Here is a 19096-nt window from a genome sequence, read left to right on the forward strand (position 1 = left end):
AATCAGCAGCACCAAAACTGCCAGTAAGTTAACACCTACTGGCAGAAAAAGTATTTTTTATATATTTGTAAACAGTTTGCCTGCCCTTTATCGTTTCGCCTTTTTTTCCAAAAGTGTAATTCCCTGATATAGTATGGCCGATACAATACACAGTATCACAATCGACATCACGACCATATCCATCTTAAAAACTTGACTGCCATAAATGATCAAATAACCCAGCCCCTTATTGGCCGCTAAAAATTCTCCAATAATAACGCCCACCAGGCAGAGCCCGATATTGACTTTCATATTGCTGATAATCAGGGAATAAGACCCAGGCAGCAGTACCTTAGTCAGCACATCTTTTTTCGTTCCCCCCAAAGAGTAAATCAGTTTTATTTTATCCGGGTCCATCTGGGAAAAACCTGTGTGCAATGTAAGAATGGAACCGAATACGGCGACCGAAACGGCGGCAACGATAATGGTCTTCACATTGTTGCCCAGCCAGACAATCAGGATCGGCGCAAGCGCGGATTTGGGCAGGCTGTTCAGCATGACCAGATAAGGTTCCAATACCTCAGAAATACTTTTCCCCGTCCAAAGCAGAATTGCGGTCAAAAGGCCGATCACGATGACAAGAAAGAAGCTGACCAAGGTTTCCAATAATGTAATGCCGATATGGACAAAGATGCTTCCGTCCATGGCCATGTTGAGAAAGCAGGTTATGACCCGGGAAGGAGAACTGAAAATAAAGTCATTAATAATGCCCAAACTGGCGCACAGTTCCCAAAGCGCCAGCAAAAGGACCAGCATCATAACGCGGCAGATCATAACCTGGCGCCTTCGGAGATTCTCTTTCGCTATATATTCCTGCTGGGCAGGCGAAATGACGGTTTCATTTTGAGGTTCCATGAAATTCCCCCTTATTAAAGCAGTGGCTATTTACTTTATCTTATGAATGGAAATTTTTTTTGTCTCTGTTTTTGTCAAAAACATTTTTAACGTTGCTGTTCCCGGCGGCAGAAAAATTAAGAAAAAGACTTGAAAAATTTATTGTAATCAATTCCGTTATTTGGTAATGTATATGGGAAACTGAAAATTAAGAAAACTTCCCTGCATTTTAAAACGACAGCAGGAAGGGGATTCGCTTCGCGGATTCCAGTTTAAATGAGAGTCAGGAGCTGAACATGAAAAGAGCAAAGAACGCAGTATGCACGATGATGATTACTCTGGCATTTATGATGCTGCCCGGTATGGCGTCGTTTGCAGATGATGAAACCCGGTTTGTAGGGGGAACTACTGTCAATGGAATCAAAATCAGCGGACTTACGGTGGACGAGGCAAAAGAACAGTTGGCATCATTTTACGCCAATGATTACAAACTGAAGTTGATAACAAAAGAAGGAACCGAAGAATACATAAGCGGAGTGGCGGTCGGATATCAGGCATCCATTCCGGACAGCCTTCAGTCTATTTTAGACGGCCAGAACGCCAACGGGCGGATCACGGGTCCGGCAGCCCAGTCATCCTATTCGGCAGCGGTCAGCGGTACCTATGACCAGGCAAAACTGGAGGAACAGATTCAGGCGCTTTCCATCGTAAGTGGTACCGGAGTTACCGTTACCCAGGACGCACACATCTCTTCCTACAAGGAAGGACAGGACTATACCATCATTCCTGAAGTGCATGGAAACAATCTGGATACGGAGAAGATGGCTTCAGTTATAGGAAAAGCACTGGCATTGGGACAGGCTGATGTGAATCTGGAAGCGGCGGACTGCTATTATAAGGTGAATGTAACATCCTCCGACGAGGCGTTAAAAGATCTGTGCAGCCGCATGAACCGCTATAAAGATATGAAGATCACCTATAAATTCAGTGACACGGTAAATGAAGAACTGCCGGGAGCCGTATTTGCATCCTGGATGACGGCTGCAAAGGACGGACAGATCAGTGTGAACCAGGAAGAAGCCGCTGCATTTATTCAGGCGCTGGCGTTGAAATATGACACGGCGGATACAACCCGCCTTTTCCACACGAGCACAGGAAAAGACGTGGAGCTTTCCGGACCTTACGGCTGGAAGATGGATCAGGCGGCAGAGCTGCAGGCTTTGACAACCATGCTGCTTTCCGGCGAGAGCCAGACGAGAGAGCCGCAGTATATTCAGGCGGCAGCGTCCAGGGAGGACGGAGATTGGGGCAGCACTTACGTGGAGATCGATTTAGGCAGCCAGCACGTTTATATGATCCAGGAAGGAACTCTGGTTTGGGACGCTCCCTGCGTAACCGGCAATGTGTCAAAGAATTATACGACACCGGAAGGAATCTATGGTCTAACTTACAAAGAGCAGGACCGGATTTTAAGGGGCAAGAAAAAAGCGGACGGCACCTACGAATATGAGAGCCACGTGGATTACTGGATGCCTTTTAACGGCGGAATCGGACTTCATGACGCCAGCTGGAGAGGCAGCTTCGGAGGCGCAATCTTCCAGACAAACGGCAGCCATGGCTGTATCAATCTTCCTCCTGACAGAGCGGCTGTTTTGTATACCCTGGTTTTTAAAGGAATGCCGGTCATCTGCTACAATTAAAGAATCAACATTAAGAAATTAAGATCAAAAAATACAAAACCAGAATCAGTGTAATAAAAGGCGGTCAGATGTTTAAACTCAATCTGACTGCCTTTTATTCACTAAAAATATAAAAAATTATGCCGAACTGACTGGATTTTAACTAAATTTGACAAAATCAGCCGGAACCAAGGGAAAAGGGCGAGCTCATATCCAATTCTTAAAATAACCGATCAAATCTCTTCATCGCTTCCAAAGTGTTTTCATGATTTCCAAAAGAAGTCAGCCGGAAGTAATTCTGCCCATTCTTTCCAAATCCGGCCCCCGGCGTTCCAACAACCTGGGCGTTGTTAAGGAGGTAATCAAAGAAGGTCCAGGAATCCATCTTGTCAGGGCATTCAAACCAGATATACGGGGAATGGATGCCGCCGAAAAACGGGATGTTTTTCTTTGACAGCATGTCCCCGATTATTGCTGCATTTTCCTGATAATAGGTGATATTGTTTCTGCACTGGTTCATGCCTTCTTCTGTAAAGACGGCGGCGGCTCCGCTCTGAATGATATAAGAAGTTCCATTGAACTTTGTGCTCTGGCGGCGGTTCCACATGGCGTTTAAAGACATTGTCTGGCCGTTGGATGATTTAAATTCCAGTTCTTTTGGAACAATGGTATATCCGCAGCGGGTTCCGGTAAAACCGGCTGTTTTTGACAGGGAACAGAATTCGATGGCACAGCGTTTGGCTCCCTCTACGGCAAAGATGCTTCTTGGAAGGTCAGGATCGGTGATAAATGCCTCATAAGCGGAGTCGAAGAGGATAACTGCGTCGTGTTCAATGGCATAATCCACCCATTCCTTTAACTGCTCTTTGTTATAGACTGCTCCGGTCGGGTTGTTGGGAGAGCAGAGGTAGATAAGGTCAGCATGTACATTTTTATCGGGCATGGGGAGAAAGTTATTTTCTGCATTGCCGTCAATATATGTGATCGTTCTGCCGAACATGATATTGGAATCCACATAGACCGGATAAACCGGATCGGGAATCATGATCACATTGTCATCTGCAAATAATTCCGTAATATTTCCGGTGTCGCTTTTCGCACCGTCGGAGATAAAGATGTCGCCTGGGTCCACGGATACGCCGTTTCCTGCGTAATAAGAGGAAATCGCTTCTCTGAGAAAAAGGTAACCCTGCTCAGGTCCGTATCCTTTAAATGTATCGGAAGAAGACATGGCATCCACGCCTTCATGAAGCCCGTTTAATGCGCAGCTTCCAAGAGGAAGTGTGACATCGCCGATGCCGAGGCGGATGACCTGCTTATCGGGATTTGCCTTTGTATAAGCGGCAACGCGGTGGGCAATTTCTGCAAAAAGATAGCTTTCTTTCAGATTTTGGTAATTTTCGTTTAATTTTGGCATAATGGAATCCTCTTTTCTATCTGGATATTTTCAGAATCTGAATAGGTACACATTTTAGCAAAATTATAAACCGCGGTCAAGAAAATGATAAAGATAACCATTAATAACTAATTTTCTAAAGAATCTGCTGTCCGGGGTCTCTTTTTTGGGACCCAAAACAGCAGATTCGAGAGTTATTATTCCTGAAGGTCTTTCCATATTTTATTGAAATAGATCGAAAATTCCGGGCTGTTTCTCCTCTCCAAAGGCCTTGCACAGTCATCCGGAAATGAGACGGGGATGATGGATTTTACTTTTCCCGGCCGTGAAGAGAGAATAACAACCCGGTCGGCGACGCTGATGGCTTCCGAAAGGTCATGGGTGATTAAAATAGCAGTTTTGCCTGCGCTTTTGATGATGGTGCTGATGTCATCGCATACGGACAGCCTGGTCTGGTAGTCCAGGGCTGAAAACGGTTCATCCAACAGAAGAAGATCCGGCTCTAACGCGAGAGTACGGATCAAAGCGGCGCGCTGGCGCATTCCTCCGGACAGTTCAGATGGTTTAGAGGATTCGAATCCACCTAAACCATAGGTTTTCAGCATATGATGAAGTTTTTCTTTACTTTCGGAGTTTAGTTTTTTCTGAATTTCCAGGCCAAGAGCAGTGTTGGCATAGATGGTCCGCCATTCGAACAGATGGTCTTTTTGAAGCATATAGCCGATGGTGGCGTGAGATTCTTCAATGGGTACGCCATCGACCAGGATGGTGCCTTTTTCCGGTGCCAGCAGTCCGCTGAATATTGATAACAGGGTGGATTTTCCACAGCCGGAAGGCCCGACTACGGCTAGAAATTCACCATTATTGACAGAAAAAGATATATTAGAAAGGGCCAGCGTCTCACCATCTAACGAGTGGTAGGAGTAGCTGACCTCACAGGCTTCCAGTTTTGGTTTCATGGGTGGCCTCCTTATTTGTTATATACTATCATATGTGATCCAAACAAGGAGTGTGCCGTACAAATATGCCCAAACATGAACCGGAACCGGTTTTAAAAAGTTTTTAAAACGTACATGGTGAACGTACCGGTTGCCACAAGGGTTTGATTCTGGTCCGTTACTTTTACGTCCGCTACAATGGTGGTGCGCCCTTTATGCAGAGTGTTGGCCTCAAAAAACAGGGTGCCGCTGCTGAGCCCCTTGATGTAGTTCATGCTGCCGTTAAGGGTCACGCTCACGAGGCGGTGGGAAACGCTGATGATGCCTGCGGAGATGTCGCTGAGCGTGTATAAAAATCCGCCGTGTACATTGCCGAGGGAGTTTAATGCCGTTTCTGAGATCTCAATTGAAATAATTGAATGTCCTTCAGAAAGTTCAACCAGCTTAGCCTGTTCAAAGCCGGATAAAGGGCGGATCAGATTGTTGGCCGCATCCATTACTACTTTTTCCATATCAGAAATAACCTCCATTTCAATTCGATTGTATGCTTTGAAGACTATTATAGGATGGAGAGGGGGATTTGTAAAATAGAAAATGGTATTTCTCATACCGTGACAATTAAGTTCCCGGAGGGCCAAACTGTTATGTTTCTTCTATAATTATGTGAAAAGTTCTTGCAATTGACATAAATAGGTGCTATACTGTCTAAGATAACATGATAAAAGACTAAAAGGAGTGGACGAAAGTCCACTCTTACTTTTTGTATGAAACAGGAAAGGTGGTGCGGAATGACAAAGAGAGAAGAATATGAGTCAAAGGTTGAATCATATCTGATGCCGCTGATGGAAGAACATAATTTTGAACTGGTTGACGTTGAATATGTAAAAGAAGCCGGAAACTGGTATTTACGGGCATATATTGATAAAGAAGGCGGAATTGCAGTGGACGACTGCGAAGTGATAAGCAGGAAGTTAAGCGAGTGGCTGGACGAGAAGGATTTTATCAGTGAAAGCTATATCCTGGAAGTGAGTTCTCCGGGACTTGGAAGACCTCTTAAAAAGGAGAAGGATTTCGCAAGAAGCATTGGATGTGAAGTGGATATCAAACTGTACCGTGCGGTAAACAGACAGAAGGAATTCACCGGAATGCTGAAAAGTTATGACAAAGATACGGTGACAATTCAGATGGAAGACGACGCAGAGACGGTATTTAACCGCGCGGACATTGCGCTGATCCGGTTAGCATTTGACTTTTAAAACGAATGCCGTTTTGGGGCGGCAGAATGGAGGAAAAGATGAACAAAGAACTATTAGAAGCATTGGAGATATTGGAAAAAGAAAAAAACATCAGCAAAGACACCTTACTTGAGGCTATAGAAAATTCCCTTCTCACCGCATGCAAGAACCATTTTGGAAAAGCGGATAACGTAAAGGTGAATATCAATCCTGTTACCTGTGATTTCGCTGTTTATGCGGAAAAAGAGGTGGTGGAAGAAGCCGAAGATAAGATGCTTCAGATCAGCTTAGCCGAAGCCAAGATGATTGATCCTAAGTATGATCTGGGAGATATTGTACAGATTCCGATTAAATCCAAAGAGTTCGGCCGTATTGCAACCCAGAATGCTAAGAACGTAATCCTTCAGAAGATCCGTGAAGAAGAGAGAAAAGTGCTGTACAACGATTGGTACTGCCAGGAAAAGGAAGTGGTTCCGGGTGTAGTTCAGCGCTATCTTGGTAAAAATGTTAGTATTAACCTGGGTAAGGTGGATGCGATTCTCAACGAGACCGAGCAGGTGAAAGGAGAGGTATTCCAGCCGACCGAGCGTATTAAAGTGTATATTCTGGAAGTCAAAGATACGTCTAAGGGTCCAAGAATTTCCGTATCCAGAACCCACCCTGATTTGGTAAAACGTTTGTTTGAATCTGAAGTGACAGAAGTAAAAGACGGAACGGTTGAGATTAAAGCGATTGCGAGAGAAGCCGGTTCCAGAACCAAGATCGCCGTATGGTCCAACGATCCGAACGTTGATCCGGTGGGCGCATGCGTAGGTTTAAACGGCGCCAGAGTCAATTACATTGTCAATGAGCTGCGCGGGGAAAAGATCGATATCATCAACTGGGATGACAATCCTGCATATCTGATTGAAAACGCCCTCAGCCCGGCAAAAGTAATCTGCGTTGTGGCGGATGAAGACGCGAGAGAAGCACAGGTAATCGTACCTGATTATCAGCTGTCCCTGGCAATCGGTAAAGAAGGACAGAATGCCAGACTGGCAGCCAGACTGACCGGCTATAAGATCGATATCAAGAGTGAGACACAGGCAAGAGAGTTGGGACTGTTTGAAGAGATGGGAATTGAGTATCAGGAAGATTTCCAGATTGATGAACAGGAATCGTATAACGACTATCAGGAAGACTACCGGGAAGATTACCAGGAATAAAAGAAATGGGGAAGTGATTGTTAGTGAGTACAAAGAAAATACCTCTCAGGCAGTGTATCGGCTGCAGTGAGATGAAGAGTAAAAAAGAGATGATCCGTATACTGAAAACCCCGGATGATGAAATCATTCTGGATGCGACAGGCAGGAAAAACGGGCGGGGCGCTTATATATGCCCGTCCATGGAATGTCTGAAAAAGGCCGAAAAGGGTAAAGGATTGGAACGCTCCTTCAAGATGGCGATTCCCAAAGAAGTATATGAAACTTTGGAAAAGGAGATGGCACAGCTTGGAGAGTGATAAAAAAGCGTTAAACCTAATAGGTCTGGCAACAAAAGCCGGAAAAACCGCAAGCGGAGAATTTTCAACGGAAAAGGCCGTAAAAAGCGGGCAGGCGTGGCTGGTAATCGTATCGGAAGAGGCGTCTGAGAATACCAAAAAGATGTTTTCTAATATGTGTACTTACTATGAAGTCCCAATCTGTTTTTTTGGTAAAAAAGAAGAACTCGGCCACTCCACGGGAAAAGCACAGAGAGCCTCTCTTGCAATTCTGGATGAGGGATTGGCTAAGGCAATCGTAAAACAAATGAATATTAACGGAGGTAGTAAGTATGAGAGTTAACGATCTTGCAAAAGAGCTTGGAAAAAGCAACAAGGAGATTTTAGATATATTGCAGAATAATCATATTGAAGTAAAAAGCCATCTGTCCAATGTGACGGATGATCAGGCATCGGTGGTTAAGAAATCCGTATCCCCGTCAAAGCCTGCAGAGGGCCAGGAGGCTCCTAAGAAAAAAATTACTGCGGTTTACCGCCCTCAGAATTCCCAGCAGCTGAAGAATTCCATGCCGAGATCACCGCAGAAACCGGCGCCGGCTCCTCAGAGCAGACCTGCCGCACCGCAGCCTAAACCAGCGGTTGAACCGGCTCCTGCCGCACCGTCAGCTCAGGCAGTTCCAAAGACGGCGGAAGCGCCAAAGCCGGCAGAAAGCCAGAATTCCGTTTCACGTCCTGCAGAAGCTCCAAGAACGCAGGCTCCGGCACAGGGAAACCGTGACGGCCAGCCGAGAACCGGAGGTTATCAGGGCAATAACTACCAGGGAAACCGCGATGGCCAGCCAAGAACCGGAGGCTATCAGGGAAACCGTGACGGTCAGCAAAGAACGGGTTATCAGGGCAATAATTACCAGGGAAACCGCGACGGCCAGCCAAGAACCGGAGGCTATCAGGGAAACCGTGACGGTCAGCAAAGAACGGGTTATCAGGGCAATAATTATCAGGGCAATCGTGACGGCCAGCCAAGAACCGGCTACCAGGGCAACAACTACCAGGGAAACCGCGACGGCCAGCCAAGGACCGGAGGCTATCAGGGCAATCGTGACGGTCAGCCAAGAACCGGCTATCAGGGCAATAACTATCAGGGAAACCGTGACGGCCAGCCGAGAACCGGAGGCTATCAGGGCAATCGTGACGGCCAGCCGAGAACCGGCTACCAGGGCAATAATTATCAGGGAAACCGCGACGGCCAGCCAAGAACCGGTTACCAGGGCAATAATTATCAGGGAAACCGTGACGGCCAGCCAAGGACCGGAGGTTATCAGGGCAATAACTACCAGGGAAACCGTGACGGCCAGCCAAGAACCGGCGGTTATCAGGGAAACCGTGATGGCCAGCAAAGAACCGGAGGCTATCAGGGACAGAGAACCGGAGGTTACCAGGGCAACAACTATCAGGGAAACCGTGACGGTCAGCAAAGAACCGGAGGCTATCAGGGAAACCGTGACGGCCAGCAAAGAACCGGAGGTTATCAGGGAGGCGGCCAGCAGCGTACGGGCGGTTACCAGGGAAACAGAGGCAAAGACGCTCCAAAATCCTTCGATACACCGATTCAGTCTAAGCCAACCAGCAACAGACAGAATAAAAACGTATATAAGAATGACCGTTTTGACAAGAGAGATAAAGATGAAGATATGAAACCAAAGTCCGTTAAAGTTTCTAAGCATCCATTCCAGATGCCTCAGAAAACGGCGGAAACAAAGATTGAAGAGACTGTAAAATCAATCATCCTTCCGGAAGTGCTGACAATTAAGGAACTGGCGGAGAAGATGAAACTGCAGCCTTCTGTTATCGTTAAGAAACTGTTCCTGCAGGGAACCATCGTTACTCTTAACCAGGAGATTGACTACGATAAAGCAGAAGAGATCGCATTGGAATTCGATGTCCTCTGTGAAAAAGAAGTGAAAGTGGATGTCATTGAAGAACTTCTGAAGGAAGAAGAGGAAAATGAAGACGATTTAGTGGCAAGACCTCCGGTTGTCTGTGTAATGGGCCACGTTGACCACGGTAAAACTTCCCTTTTGGATGCGATTCGTGAAACCAACGTTACTTCCAGAGAAGCGGGCGGAATTACCCAGCATATCGGCGCCTATGTGGTTGAAATCAACGGCCAGAAGATCACATTCCTGGATACGCCGGGACATGAAGCCTTCACAGCCATGCGTATGCGTGGAGCAAAATCCACAGATATTGCAATCCTGGTGGTTGCTGCAGACGACGGCGTTATGCCTCAGACAGTCGAGGCGATCAACCATGCAAAAGCGGCAGGGGTTGAGATCATCGTTGCCATCAACAAGATTGATAAACCGAGTGCCAACATCGACCGTGTAAAACAGGAGATGGCGGAATATGAACTGGTTCCGGAAGACTGGGGCGGCAGCACGATTTTCGTTCCTGTATCCGCACATACAAAAGAAGGTATTTCCGATCTTCTCGAGATGATTATCCTGACCGCAGAAGTAAAAGAATTAAAGGCGAATCCAAACCGTAAAGCCAGAGGTCTTGTTATCGAGGCCGAGCTGGATAAGGGTAAAGGACCGGTTGCAACCGTACTGGTACAAAAAGGTACTCTTCGCGTAGGCGACAATATCGCTGCAGGAGCATGCCACGGTAAGGTCCGTGCGATGATGGATGATAAGGGACGCAGAGTAAAAGAAGCCGGCCCATCCACTCCGGTAGAGATTCTCGGATTAAACGACGTTCCGAATGCAGGTGAAGTATTCGTTGCAACTGAAACAGATAAAGAAGCCAGAAGCTTTGCGGAAACATTTATTTCCGAAGGCAAGAATAAGCTGATTGAAGATACAAAAGCAAAATTATCACTGGATGACCTGTTCAGCCAGATCAAAGCCGGCAATGTAAAAGAGCTGCCGTTGATCGTTAAAGCCGATGTACAGGGATCCGTAGAGGCTGTAAAACAGAGCCTTGTAAAGATTTCCAACGAAGAAGTTGTGGTTAAGGTAATCCACGGCGGAGTTGGTGCAATTAACGAATCCGACGTTTCCCTTGCGTCCGCATCCAATGCGATTATCATCGGATTTAATGTAAGGCCGGATGCGACTGCAAAATCCATTGCAGAACGGGAAAAAGTAGATGTAAGACTGTACCGGGTAATTTATCAGGCAATTGAAGATGTGGAAGCCGCCATGAAGGGTATGTTAGATCCTATATTTGAGGAAAAAGTAATCGGTCATGCGGTGGTACGTCAGACATTTAAGGCTTCCGGAGTTGGTACAATCGCAGGTTCTTACGTAATGGACGGTAAATTCCAGAGAGGCTGTAAGGCCAGAATCACACGTAACGGCGATTTGATCTTTGACGGACAGCTGGCATCCTTAAAGAGATTTAAGGACGATGTAAAAGAAGTTGCTACCGGATATGAATGCGGTCTTGTATTTGAGAAATTTAATGATATTCAGGAAGACGATATAGTAGAGGCTTATGATATGGTAGAGGTGCCTCGTTAATCTGCTTTCTGAAAAGACAGAATGGAGCACAACAATGCGTAAAAACAGTATTAAGAATACAAGAATCAATATGGAAGTCCAGCGGGAGATGAGCGAGATCATCCGCACTGAGATTAAAGATCCAAGAGTCCACGATGCTATGGTTACCGTAGTGGCCGTGGATGTGACTCCGGATCTGAAATACTGCAAAGCCTATATCAGCGTACTGGGCAGCGAAGAAGCTGCCCGGCACGCCATCGAAGGCTTAAAGAGTGCGGTTGGTTACGTGAGAAGAGAGCTGGCAAAAAGAATAAATCTGAGAAATACCCCGGAAATTACATTTGTACAGGATCAGTCCATCGAATATGGAGTGAACATGTCAAAATTAATCGATGAGGTAACTAAGGATTTAAAAGACGAGTAACAACTGATTAAGATGAGCAGTAAAAAAGGAGGATATGGATTGAACTTATTGGTAGAAAAATTAAAACAGGCAAAACGTGTGGCTATTCTCGGTCATGTTCATCCGGATGGAGACTGCGCAGGCTCCTGCCTGGGTCTGTACAATTACCTTTCGGAAAATTATCCTGATCACTCCGCTGATATTTATCTGGAACCTTTGGCAGTTAAATTTAATTATCTGAAACATTTTGATAAGATAAACAGTGATCCGTCCACAGGCAGGACATACGATCTCTGCGTCTGTTTAGACAGCAGCGACCGGGAACGGCTGGGGGATTTCGGAATCTATCTGGATACCGCGGCCGACAGTCTCTGCGTGGACCATCACATCACCAATACCGGATACGCCAGGGACAATGTGGTCATCTCCGATGCCAGTTCCACCTGTGAAGTGTTATACGGACTTTTGGATGAAGAAAAGATCAGCAAAGAAGTGGCCGAGTGCATTTATACCGGAATCATTCATGACACCGGAGTGTTTAAATACAGCAATACTTCGGCCCATACCATGATGGTGGCAGGAAAGCTGATGGAAAAGGGAATTGATTTTTCCAGCATCATTGACGACAGCTTTTACCGGAAAACCAATGTACAGAATCAGATCTTAGGACGTGCGCTTTTGGAGAGCATCACCTTTTTAGACGGCAGATGCATTTTCAGCGTGATACGGGCGAAGGATATGGAATTTTACGGTGTGGGAAGCAAGGACATGGACGGCATCATCGATCAGCTGAGAATTACGGAAGGCATCGAATGCGCAGTCTTCATGTATGAAACCGGAAATCATGAATTCAAAGTGAGCCTGAGATCCAACAGCATTGTGGATGTCAGCAAAATTGCCGCTTATTTCGGAGGCGGCGGACATGTGAGGGCAGCCGGCTGCACCATGTCAGGAAGTATTTACGACGTGATAAACAATCTTTCTTCACATATAGAAAAACAGTTGAAAGCACAGGAATAAGAAAAGTCATGTACAACGGCGTAATTAATGTTTATAAAGAAAAAGGATATACCTCTCATGACGTAGTTGCGAAAATGAGAGGTATTTTAAAACAGAAAAAGATCGGCCACACAGGCACCTTAGACCCGGATGCGGAAGGGGTGCTCCCGGTCTGCTTAGGCCAGGGGACCAAACTGTGCGATATGCTGACAGATAAAACGAAGACTTACCAGGCGGTTATGCTGTTGGGAACTGAAACGGACACTCAGGATACCACAGGAACCGTGCTGTCCCAAAAACCGGTAGAAGCCGGTCCGGAAGAAGTCACTGAGGCAGTTCTCAGTTTTCAGGGCCGCTATGACCAGATTCCTCCCATGTATTCCGCTCTGAAAGTAAATGGAAAAAAGCTGTACGAGCTTGCCAGGGCGGGAAAAGAAGTGGAACGCCAGGCCAGGCCGGTGGAAATTTCGGACATCCGGATAGATGAAATCCATCTTCCCCGCGTTACCATGACCGTCAGCTGTTCCAAAGGGACTTACATCAGAACTCTTTGTTACGATATCGGCCGGAAGCTGGGCTGCGGCGGATGCATGGAAAAACTTCTGCGCACCAGAGTGGGGCAGTTTGAATTAAAAGACAGCTTAAAGCTTGGCGAGATCGAAGAGTTAGCCCATTCCGGCAGGATCGAAGAACATATTGTGGCGGTGGAAACTGTATTTTCTTCTTACGGGAAATTGAGAATGCAGCCTCAGTGGGATTCTCTTCTCCATAACGGCAATCCGTTTAGTGCCGAAAAGACTGATGCGGCCCCGGACTTTACGGTGACCGCTGATCCGGTGAGAGTTTATGACAGCCAGGGACATTTTCTTGGCATCTACAAGTACGAAGAAGAAAAACAACGGTACCAGCCTCAAAAGATGTTTTTGGGGGTGACTGAGATGAAATTTATTGACAGCGCGGATTTTAAGATCACAGAGCCGACCGTAGTGACGATTGGAAAGTTTGACGGACGCCACCGCGGCCACCAGAAGCTTTTAAACGAGATGCTTCAGTTAAAAGAGATGAAGGGCTACAAGCTGGCCGTATTCACCTTCAGCACAGTTCCGGGAACCCTGGTTTACGGAACCGCGCAGACCGTGATAACCACCAATCAGGAGCGGCGGAATAACATGGAAAAGATCGGCGTGGACTATCTGGTGGAATACCCTTTCACCCAGGAAGTCTCCCACATGTCCCCACAACAGTTCGTAAAGACAATTCTGGCGGGCAAAATGAATGCCAAAGCCATTGTAGTCGGCACAGACTGCGGATTCGGGTACAAGAGGGCCGGCAATGCCGCCCTTTTAGCCGAACTGGCAGAGGAAAACGGCTATGAACTGGTGGTAGTCACCAAAGAACGGGAGGACAGCCGGGACATCAGCAGCACCTACATCCGGGAAGAACTGGCAAAAGGCAACATCGAAAAAGTAAACGAACTTTTAGGACAGCCCTATGCAATTCACGGCACCGTGGTTCACGGCAATCACATAGGGGGCGCGGTTTTGGGCTTTCCAACCGCCAACATCATCCCTCCGCCTGAAAAACTCCTTCCCCCCTTCGGCGTATACGTATCCCGCGTGTCCGTAGACGGCCAGACTTACCGCGGAATCACTAATATAGGAAGAAAGCCGACTGTGGAAGGAGAAAATCCCGTAGGCGTGGAAACATTTATCTTCCGCCTGGACCAGGATCTCTACGGAAAGAATATCGAAGTACAGCTTTTAAACTTCGAGCGCCCGGAAAAGAAATTCGACAGCCTGGAAGACTTAAAGAAACAGATAGACCGCGATAAAGAATATGGAGAGGCGTATTGCGATGAAGAGCAGCTGTGATACCTGCAACTTTTATGTATACGATGAAGATTACGAATGCTATACCTGCGAAGTGAACCTGGACGAAGACGAATACTACCGCTTCGTCACCAACGACCGCTGGTCATGCCCCCACTACAGATCCGACGACGAATATAAAATCGTCCGCCACCAGCTTTGAGGGGGGGTACGCGAATAGAATCCGTTCAGCCGGAAAGGCCGGAGGCCGGGTCCGGTGGGGTGGAGGCGACTATGCAGGAGATCGGTAATTTTTGGTAAAAAAAGGCAGGAAAAGATGGGTGAATGTTGATTTCCGTATCAACATTCAAGGCGCCCCTGAGGGGAGAAGTTATAAAAAGTTCTCCCCGAATGGCGCCGATCCCATCTTTTCCTGTCTTTTTTTACCAAAAATTACCGATCTCCTGCATAGTCGCCTCCACCCCACCGGACCCGGCCTCCGGCCTTTCCGGCTGAACGGATTCTATTCGCTGTGTATTGGCGGGTCCGAAACCATTTGGAGTGATTCGGAAGATGTTAGAGAAAAGAGTGCCGGATTCAGGGATGGGGAACGGGATATCATTCCGTTCCCCAAAGGCAACGCGGAGGAAAAATTCTTCAGAATTTCTTCCGTAGCTTTGCCTGTGCCCTGAATCCGGCATTCTTTTCTCTTACATCTTCCCATCACGGAAACTGGTTTCGGGCGCCACTGCACCCTCCCGGCCCGTCCGCACCCTTCTTGGGCGTACCCTACACATTAAACCGGAAAAGAATAACATCCCCATCTTTTACTACGTATTCTTTGCCTTCCAGTCTTACTAAGCCTTTTTCTTTGGCTGCGCTGTAGGCTTTGCAGTCTAAAAGATCCTGATAGTTGACCACTTCGGCGCGGATGAAGCCGCGTTCGAAATCGGTGTGGATCTTTCCTGCTGCCTGAGGAGCTTTTGTTCCGGCTTTGATGGTCCAGGCTCTTGTTTCCTGTGGGCCGGCGGTCAGATAGCTTAACAGGCCTAACAGGCTGTAGCTGGCGGCGATCAGTTTTTCCAGGCCGGATTCTTTAAGACCCAGGTCCTCTAAGAACATCTTCTTTTCGTCTTCCTCTAATTCGGCAATTTCCTGTTCGATCTGTGCGCAGATTACGAATACTTCGCTGTTGTTTTCTGCGGCAAATTCACGGACTTTCTGTACGTATGGGTTGCTCGCGCCGTCATCTGCCAAGTCGTCTTCGGCTACGTTGGCAGCGAAAATCACCGGTTTGTAGGTGAGAAGATTTAAGGATGCGATGAAAGCGGATTCGTCTTCGTCGCTGCATTCAAAGCTTCTTGCCAGCTTGCCGTCTTCCAGATGGGCTTTTAGTGCTTTTAAGATGACCAGTTCCTTTGCAAGGGCCTTGTCATTGTTGGCGGCTTTCTGGGTTTTGGCGATTCTTCTTTCCAGGATTTCTAAGTCGGAGAAGATCAGTTCCAGATCGATTGTTTCAATGTCGCGGAGCGGGTCTACGGAGCCGTCCACGTGGATTACGTTGGGATCTTCAAAGCAGCGGACTACATGTACGATCGCATCAACTTCACGGATGTTGGATAAGAACTGGTTTCCAAGTCCTTCGCCTTTGGAAGCGCCCTTTACCAAACCTGCGATATCGACAAATTCGATAACGGCTGGAGTGATCTTTTCTGAATCGTATAAGTCAGCTAAGAGCTGTAATCTGTGGTCCGGTACTGGAACTACCCCCACATTGGGATCTATGGTACAGAATGGGTAGTTGGCAGATTCTGCCCCCGCTTTTGTCAATGAGTTGAAGAGGGTACTTTTGCCTACATTTGGTAAGCCGACAATCCCTAATTTCATATGATTTACCTTCTTTCGTTCTTAATAGCTTTTATAGAATATCATAGAATCTTTGAAAATAAAAGGACTAAACGAGTAAATGTCGAAATCTGAAGGATAATGTCGTGCGAATTAATTTGATTTTTGGTATTTTTAGGGGTAAAATAGAGAAAACCTTGAAAGGAGAATAGATGTGATAAATGGGACGGACATAAGTTTCGTGAATCTTGGGATTACGATTGAGCATCTGCGGAGCAGTGTTACCGTCTTTGGATTCCGGATTGCATTTTATGCCATTATCATTGTGATCGGCATGATGGCCGGGATATGGATCGCACAGAAAGATGCAAAGCGCCGGGGACAAGATCCGGAGCTGTATTTTGATTTTGCTTTATATGCAATTGTATGTTCCATCATAGGTGCAAGAATCTATTATGTAATATTTGCATGGGATAATTACAAAGACGACTTGTGGCAGATATTTAACACCAGAGCCGGCGGATTGGCAATTTATGGTGGAGTAATAGCAGCTGTTATCACATTGGCTGTATTTTCTAAAATTAAAAAAGTATCCTTTTTTTCAATGGCAGACAGTGGAGTGTTAGGTCTGGTAGCGGGACAGATCATCGGACGCTGGGGAAATTTCTTCAACTGCGAGGCATTCGGCGGCTATACCAACGGTATTTTTGCTATGAGGATCAGGCGGGCTTTAGTTAGTGAGAGTATGATATCACAGGATTTAGTCGATCATTTGATTGTGGACAACGGGGTTGAATACATTCAGGTGCATCCGACTTTTTTGTATGAGTCTTTGTGGAATCTTGGATTATTGGCATTTATGTTATGGTATCGGAAACACAAGAAATTTGAAGGTGAAATGATGTGGATTTATCTTCTGGGATATGGACTTGGACGCTTCTGGATAGAAGGGCTTCGTACTGACCAGCTCATACTGTTTTCTACGGGTATCCCGGTGTCACAAGCTTTATCAATAGTTATGGTGATTGTATCAGCGGTGGTAATTTGTTTCAAACGGAGCCAATTATCTCATCATCAGGCTATAAAGAAGAATTAATGAGTCTTTGTTAAGACCATTCTCCTTTCAGGATAACTCCATTGACAGATTGCAGAATGCAGGATATGTATTATGTCATTTGGGAGTAAACAAACATAATATATAGTGCACATAAGGAGAAAAAGATATGACAGTTTCCAAAGAAGAATTAATTGCAGAGATAGAAGAAGCCAGACAACGGCTGAATTACAGTATTGATTCCAAAAGAGAGTATGAAATCATCTATAAAAACAGCGTGGAGCTGGATTTATTGATCGAACAATATATGGTAGCGGGGTATTAAATAAGAAGCATATGTAGAGGCAGCTGCGAGAGGATCGCAGCTGCCTCTTTTTTTCGGCCTCTTTTTTGGAAAAATTTCTTGCTATTTCCTTACAAATATACTAGAATGATAATACAAGTGGTAGAAAGTGGTTCAAAGTGGTAGATAATGGTAGCTAATGGCTGCTGAGTGGTATGATTGGGTGATTACTATGTTTATGGGCGAATATAATCATACAGTAGATGCGAAGGGACGCGTAATTGTACCTTCTAAATTTAGAGAACAGCTGGGCGAGGAATTCGTTGTGACGAAGGGACTGGATGGCTGTTTGTTTGTGTATGAAAATTCCGAATGGAAAGCCCTTGAAGAAAAGCTCCACACATTACCGCTTACCAATGCCAATGCCAGAAAGTTTTCAAGATTTTTCCTGGCAGGAGCCACCACCTGTGAAGTGGACAAGCAGGGCAGAATCCTTTTGCCCGCAGTACTTCGCGATTTTGCAAAGATTGAGAAGGAAGCAGTGCTTGTAGGTGTCGGCAGCAGGATTGAAATTTGGAGTAAGGAATCCTGGATCGAAACCAACTCTTACGATGACATGGAAGAAATAGCTGAGAATATGGAAGGGCTGGGAATATAATGTTTGAACACAAATCAGTTCTGTTAGAGGAAACCGTAGACAGTCTGGCCATTAAGCCGGATGGGATCTATGTGGATGGGACACTGGGCGGTGGAGGACATGCCTTTCATGTGTGTTCCCGTTTAGGGGAACATGGGCGTCTGATCGGGATCGATCAGGACGCGGACGCAATTGCTGCGGCTACAGACCGTTTGAAGCAATTTTCAGATAAAGTCACCATTGTAAGAAACAATTACAAGAACATGAAGGAAGTACTGAACGATCTGGGCATCGATAAGGTAGACGGGATCTATCTGGATCTGGGCGTCTCCTCTTACCAGCTGGATACGGCTGAAAGAGGCTTTACTTATCGGGAAGAAGATGCGCCGCTTGATATGAGGATGGATCAGAGAAATCCACGCACAGCGGCCGATATTATTAATACTTATGATGAAATGGATTTATATCATATAATCCGGGACTACGGCGAAGACCGGTTTGCTAAGAATATTGCTAAACATATCGTAAAAGCACGACAGGAAAAGCCGATAGAGACCACCGGGGAACTGATTGAGATTATAAAAGCAGCCATTCCTGCCAAGGTGAGGGCCACCGGAGGACATCCGGCCAAACGGACCTTTCAGGCGATACGGATTGAGCTGAATCAGGAACTGGAAGTTCTTAACAGTTCAATTGATACCATGATTGATTTGCTGAACCCGGGGGGAAGGCTCAGCATCATTACATTCCATTCCCTAGAGGATAGGATTGTAAAAAACAGGTTTCGAACCAATGAAAACCCATGCACCTGTCCGCCGGATTTTCCTGTTTGTATGTGCGGCAAGGTGAGCAAGGGGCGTGTGGTTACGAGAAAACCGATTATACCGACGGAAGAGGAATTGACAGAGAATAAACGGTCGAAAAGTTCTAAGTTAAGAGTTTTCGAACGCGTTTAAGTTTTAA

The 19096-nt window shown here is 46.2% G+C and carries 19 protein-coding genes and 2 pseudogenes; 16 read left to right on the plus strand and 5 right to left on the minus strand.

Features of this window, described 5'->3' with window-relative positions:
• Positions 1-87: 87 nt before the first annotated feature.
• Positions 88-894: an ABC transporter permease gene (locus C0033_RS14185; protein ID WP_103228532.1), complete on the minus strand. Its 807-nt coding sequence runs from the start codon at positions 892-894 to the stop codon at positions 88-90.
• Between the two features lie 275 nt (positions 895-1169).
• Between C0033_RS14185 and C0033_RS14190 the strand changes: the two genes are divergently transcribed.
• The gene (locus C0033_RS14190) at positions 1170-2573 is read left to right on the plus strand and encodes a L,D-transpeptidase family protein (RefSeq protein ID WP_103228533.1); all 1404 of its coding nucleotides are present in this window, start codon (positions 1170-1172) and stop codon (positions 2571-2573) included.
• 199 nt (positions 2574-2772) lie between these two features.
• On the opposite strand, the gene C0033_RS14195 is transcribed toward C0033_RS14190, so the two are convergent.
• From C0033_RS14195 to C0033_RS14205, 3 genes are all read right to left on the minus strand, one after another.
• A complete protein-coding gene (locus C0033_RS14195) occupies positions 2773-3969 on the minus strand; it encodes an LL-diaminopimelate aminotransferase (RefSeq protein ID WP_103228534.1) in 1197 nt (398 codons plus the stop codon).
• Between the two features lie 176 nt (positions 3970-4145).
• Positions 4146-4907 carry an ABC transporter ATP-binding protein gene (locus C0033_RS14200; RefSeq protein ID WP_103228535.1) on the minus strand — a complete coding sequence of 254 codons (762 nt, stop codon included), beginning with the start codon at positions 4905-4907 and terminating at the stop codon, positions 4146-4148.
• Positions 4908-4999: 92 nt separating this feature from the next.
• On the minus strand, positions 5000-5398 hold the full coding sequence (locus C0033_RS14205) for a PaaI family thioesterase (protein ID WP_180994740.1): 399 nt from the start codon (positions 5396-5398) through the stop codon (positions 5000-5002).
• Between the two features lie 276 nt (positions 5399-5674).
• Between C0033_RS14205 and rimP the strand changes: the two genes are divergently transcribed.
• The 11 genes and pseudogenes from rimP (at position 5675) to C0033_RS14260 (ending at position 15006) form a co-directional block, all read left to right on the plus strand.
• A complete protein-coding gene (rimP, locus tag C0033_RS14210; protein ID WP_103228575.1) occupies positions 5675-6142 on the plus strand; it encodes a ribosome maturation factor RimP in 468 nt (155 codons plus the stop codon).
• 38 nt (positions 6143-6180) lie between these two features.
• The gene (nusA, locus tag C0033_RS14215) at positions 6181-7326 is read left to right on the plus strand and encodes a transcription termination factor NusA (RefSeq protein ID WP_103228537.1); all 1146 of its coding nucleotides are present in this window, start codon (positions 6181-6183) and stop codon (positions 7324-7326) included.
• Positions 7327-7349: 23 nt separating this feature from the next.
• Positions 7350-7622, plus strand: coding sequence for a YlxR family protein (locus C0033_RS14220; protein ID WP_103228538.1), 273 nt, complete (start codon positions 7350-7352; stop codon positions 7620-7622).
• Positions 7612-7944 carry a ribosomal L7Ae/L30e/S12e/Gadd45 family protein gene (locus C0033_RS14225; protein WP_103228539.1) on the plus strand — a complete coding sequence of 111 codons (333 nt, stop codon included), beginning with the start codon at positions 7612-7614 and terminating at the stop codon, positions 7942-7944. Before C0033_RS14220 ends, C0033_RS14225 begins: the two co-directional genes overlap by 11 nt.
• Positions 7934-11125, plus strand: coding sequence for a translation initiation factor IF-2 (gene infB, locus C0033_RS14230; RefSeq protein WP_103228540.1), 3192 nt, complete (start codon positions 7934-7936; stop codon positions 11123-11125). Before C0033_RS14225 ends, infB begins: the two co-directional genes overlap by 11 nt.
• 34 nt (positions 11126-11159) lie before the next feature.
• On the plus strand, positions 11160-11528 hold the full coding sequence (gene rbfA / locus C0033_RS14235) for a 30S ribosome-binding factor RbfA (protein ID WP_103228541.1): 369 nt from the start codon (positions 11160-11162) through the stop codon (positions 11526-11528).
• Positions 11529-11567: 39 nt separating this feature from the next.
• Positions 11568-12527, plus strand: coding sequence for a bifunctional oligoribonuclease/PAP phosphatase NrnA (locus C0033_RS14240; protein WP_103228542.1), 960 nt, complete (start codon positions 11568-11570; stop codon positions 12525-12527).
• A gap of 8 nt (positions 12528-12535) precedes the next feature.
• Positions 12536-13435 (plus strand): annotated as a pseudogene (truB, locus tag C0033_RS14245) (tRNA pseudouridine(55) synthase TruB); the annotation flags it as partial.
• 51 nt (positions 13436-13486) lie between these two features.
• Positions 13487-14377: pseudogene (locus C0033_RS14250) on the plus strand (bifunctional riboflavin kinase/FAD synthetase); the annotation flags it as partial.
• Positions 14361-14537, plus strand: coding sequence for a DUF6472 family protein (locus C0033_RS14255; RefSeq protein ID WP_242984505.1), 177 nt, complete (start codon positions 14361-14363; stop codon positions 14535-14537). The pseudogene C0033_RS14250 and the gene C0033_RS14255, both read left to right, overlap by 17 nt.
• A gap of 91 nt (positions 14538-14628) precedes the next feature.
• Positions 14629-15006, plus strand: a complete 378-nt coding sequence (locus tag C0033_RS14260; protein ID WP_103228544.1) for a hypothetical protein — start codon at positions 14629-14631, stop codon at positions 15004-15006.
• 97 nt (positions 15007-15103) lie between these two features.
• Here the strand turns inward: C0033_RS14260 and ychF are convergent, their stop codons facing one another.
• The gene (gene ychF / locus C0033_RS14265; protein ID WP_103228545.1) at positions 15104-16201 is read right to left on the minus strand and encodes a redox-regulated ATPase YchF; all 1098 of its coding nucleotides are present in this window, start codon (positions 16199-16201) and stop codon (positions 15104-15106) included.
• A gap of 172 nt (positions 16202-16373) precedes the next feature.
• On the opposite strand from ychF, the gene lgt reads away from it, so the two are divergent.
• The 4 genes from lgt to rsmH all read left to right on the plus strand — a co-directional run bounded on the left by lgt (position 16374) and on the right by rsmH (position 19089).
• On the plus strand, positions 16374-17255 hold the full coding sequence (gene lgt, locus C0033_RS14270) for a prolipoprotein diacylglyceryl transferase (RefSeq protein ID WP_103228546.1): 882 nt from the start codon (positions 16374-16376) through the stop codon (positions 17253-17255).
• Between the two features lie 127 nt (positions 17256-17382).
• Positions 17383-17538: a Spo0E family sporulation regulatory protein-aspartic acid phosphatase gene (locus C0033_RS14275; protein ID WP_103228547.1), complete on the plus strand. Its 156-nt coding sequence runs from the start codon at positions 17383-17385 to the stop codon at positions 17536-17538.
• A 190-nt stretch (positions 17539-17728) separates the two neighbouring features.
• On the plus strand, positions 17729-18154 hold the full coding sequence (mraZ, locus tag C0033_RS14280) for a division/cell wall cluster transcriptional repressor MraZ (protein WP_103228548.1): 426 nt from the start codon (positions 17729-17731) through the stop codon (positions 18152-18154).
• On the plus strand, positions 18151-19089 hold the full coding sequence (gene rsmH / locus C0033_RS14285; protein WP_103228549.1) for a 16S rRNA (cytosine(1402)-N(4))-methyltransferase RsmH: 939 nt from the start codon (positions 18151-18153) through the stop codon (positions 19087-19089). Before mraZ ends, rsmH begins: the two co-directional genes overlap by 4 nt.
• Positions 19090-19096: the final 7 nt, after the last annotated feature.

It is taken from the genome of Clostridium sp. chh4-2, assembly GCF_002899675.1.
In the GTDB taxonomy this organism is placed as follows: Bacteria; Bacillota; Clostridia; order Lachnospirales; family Lachnospiraceae; genus CHH4-2.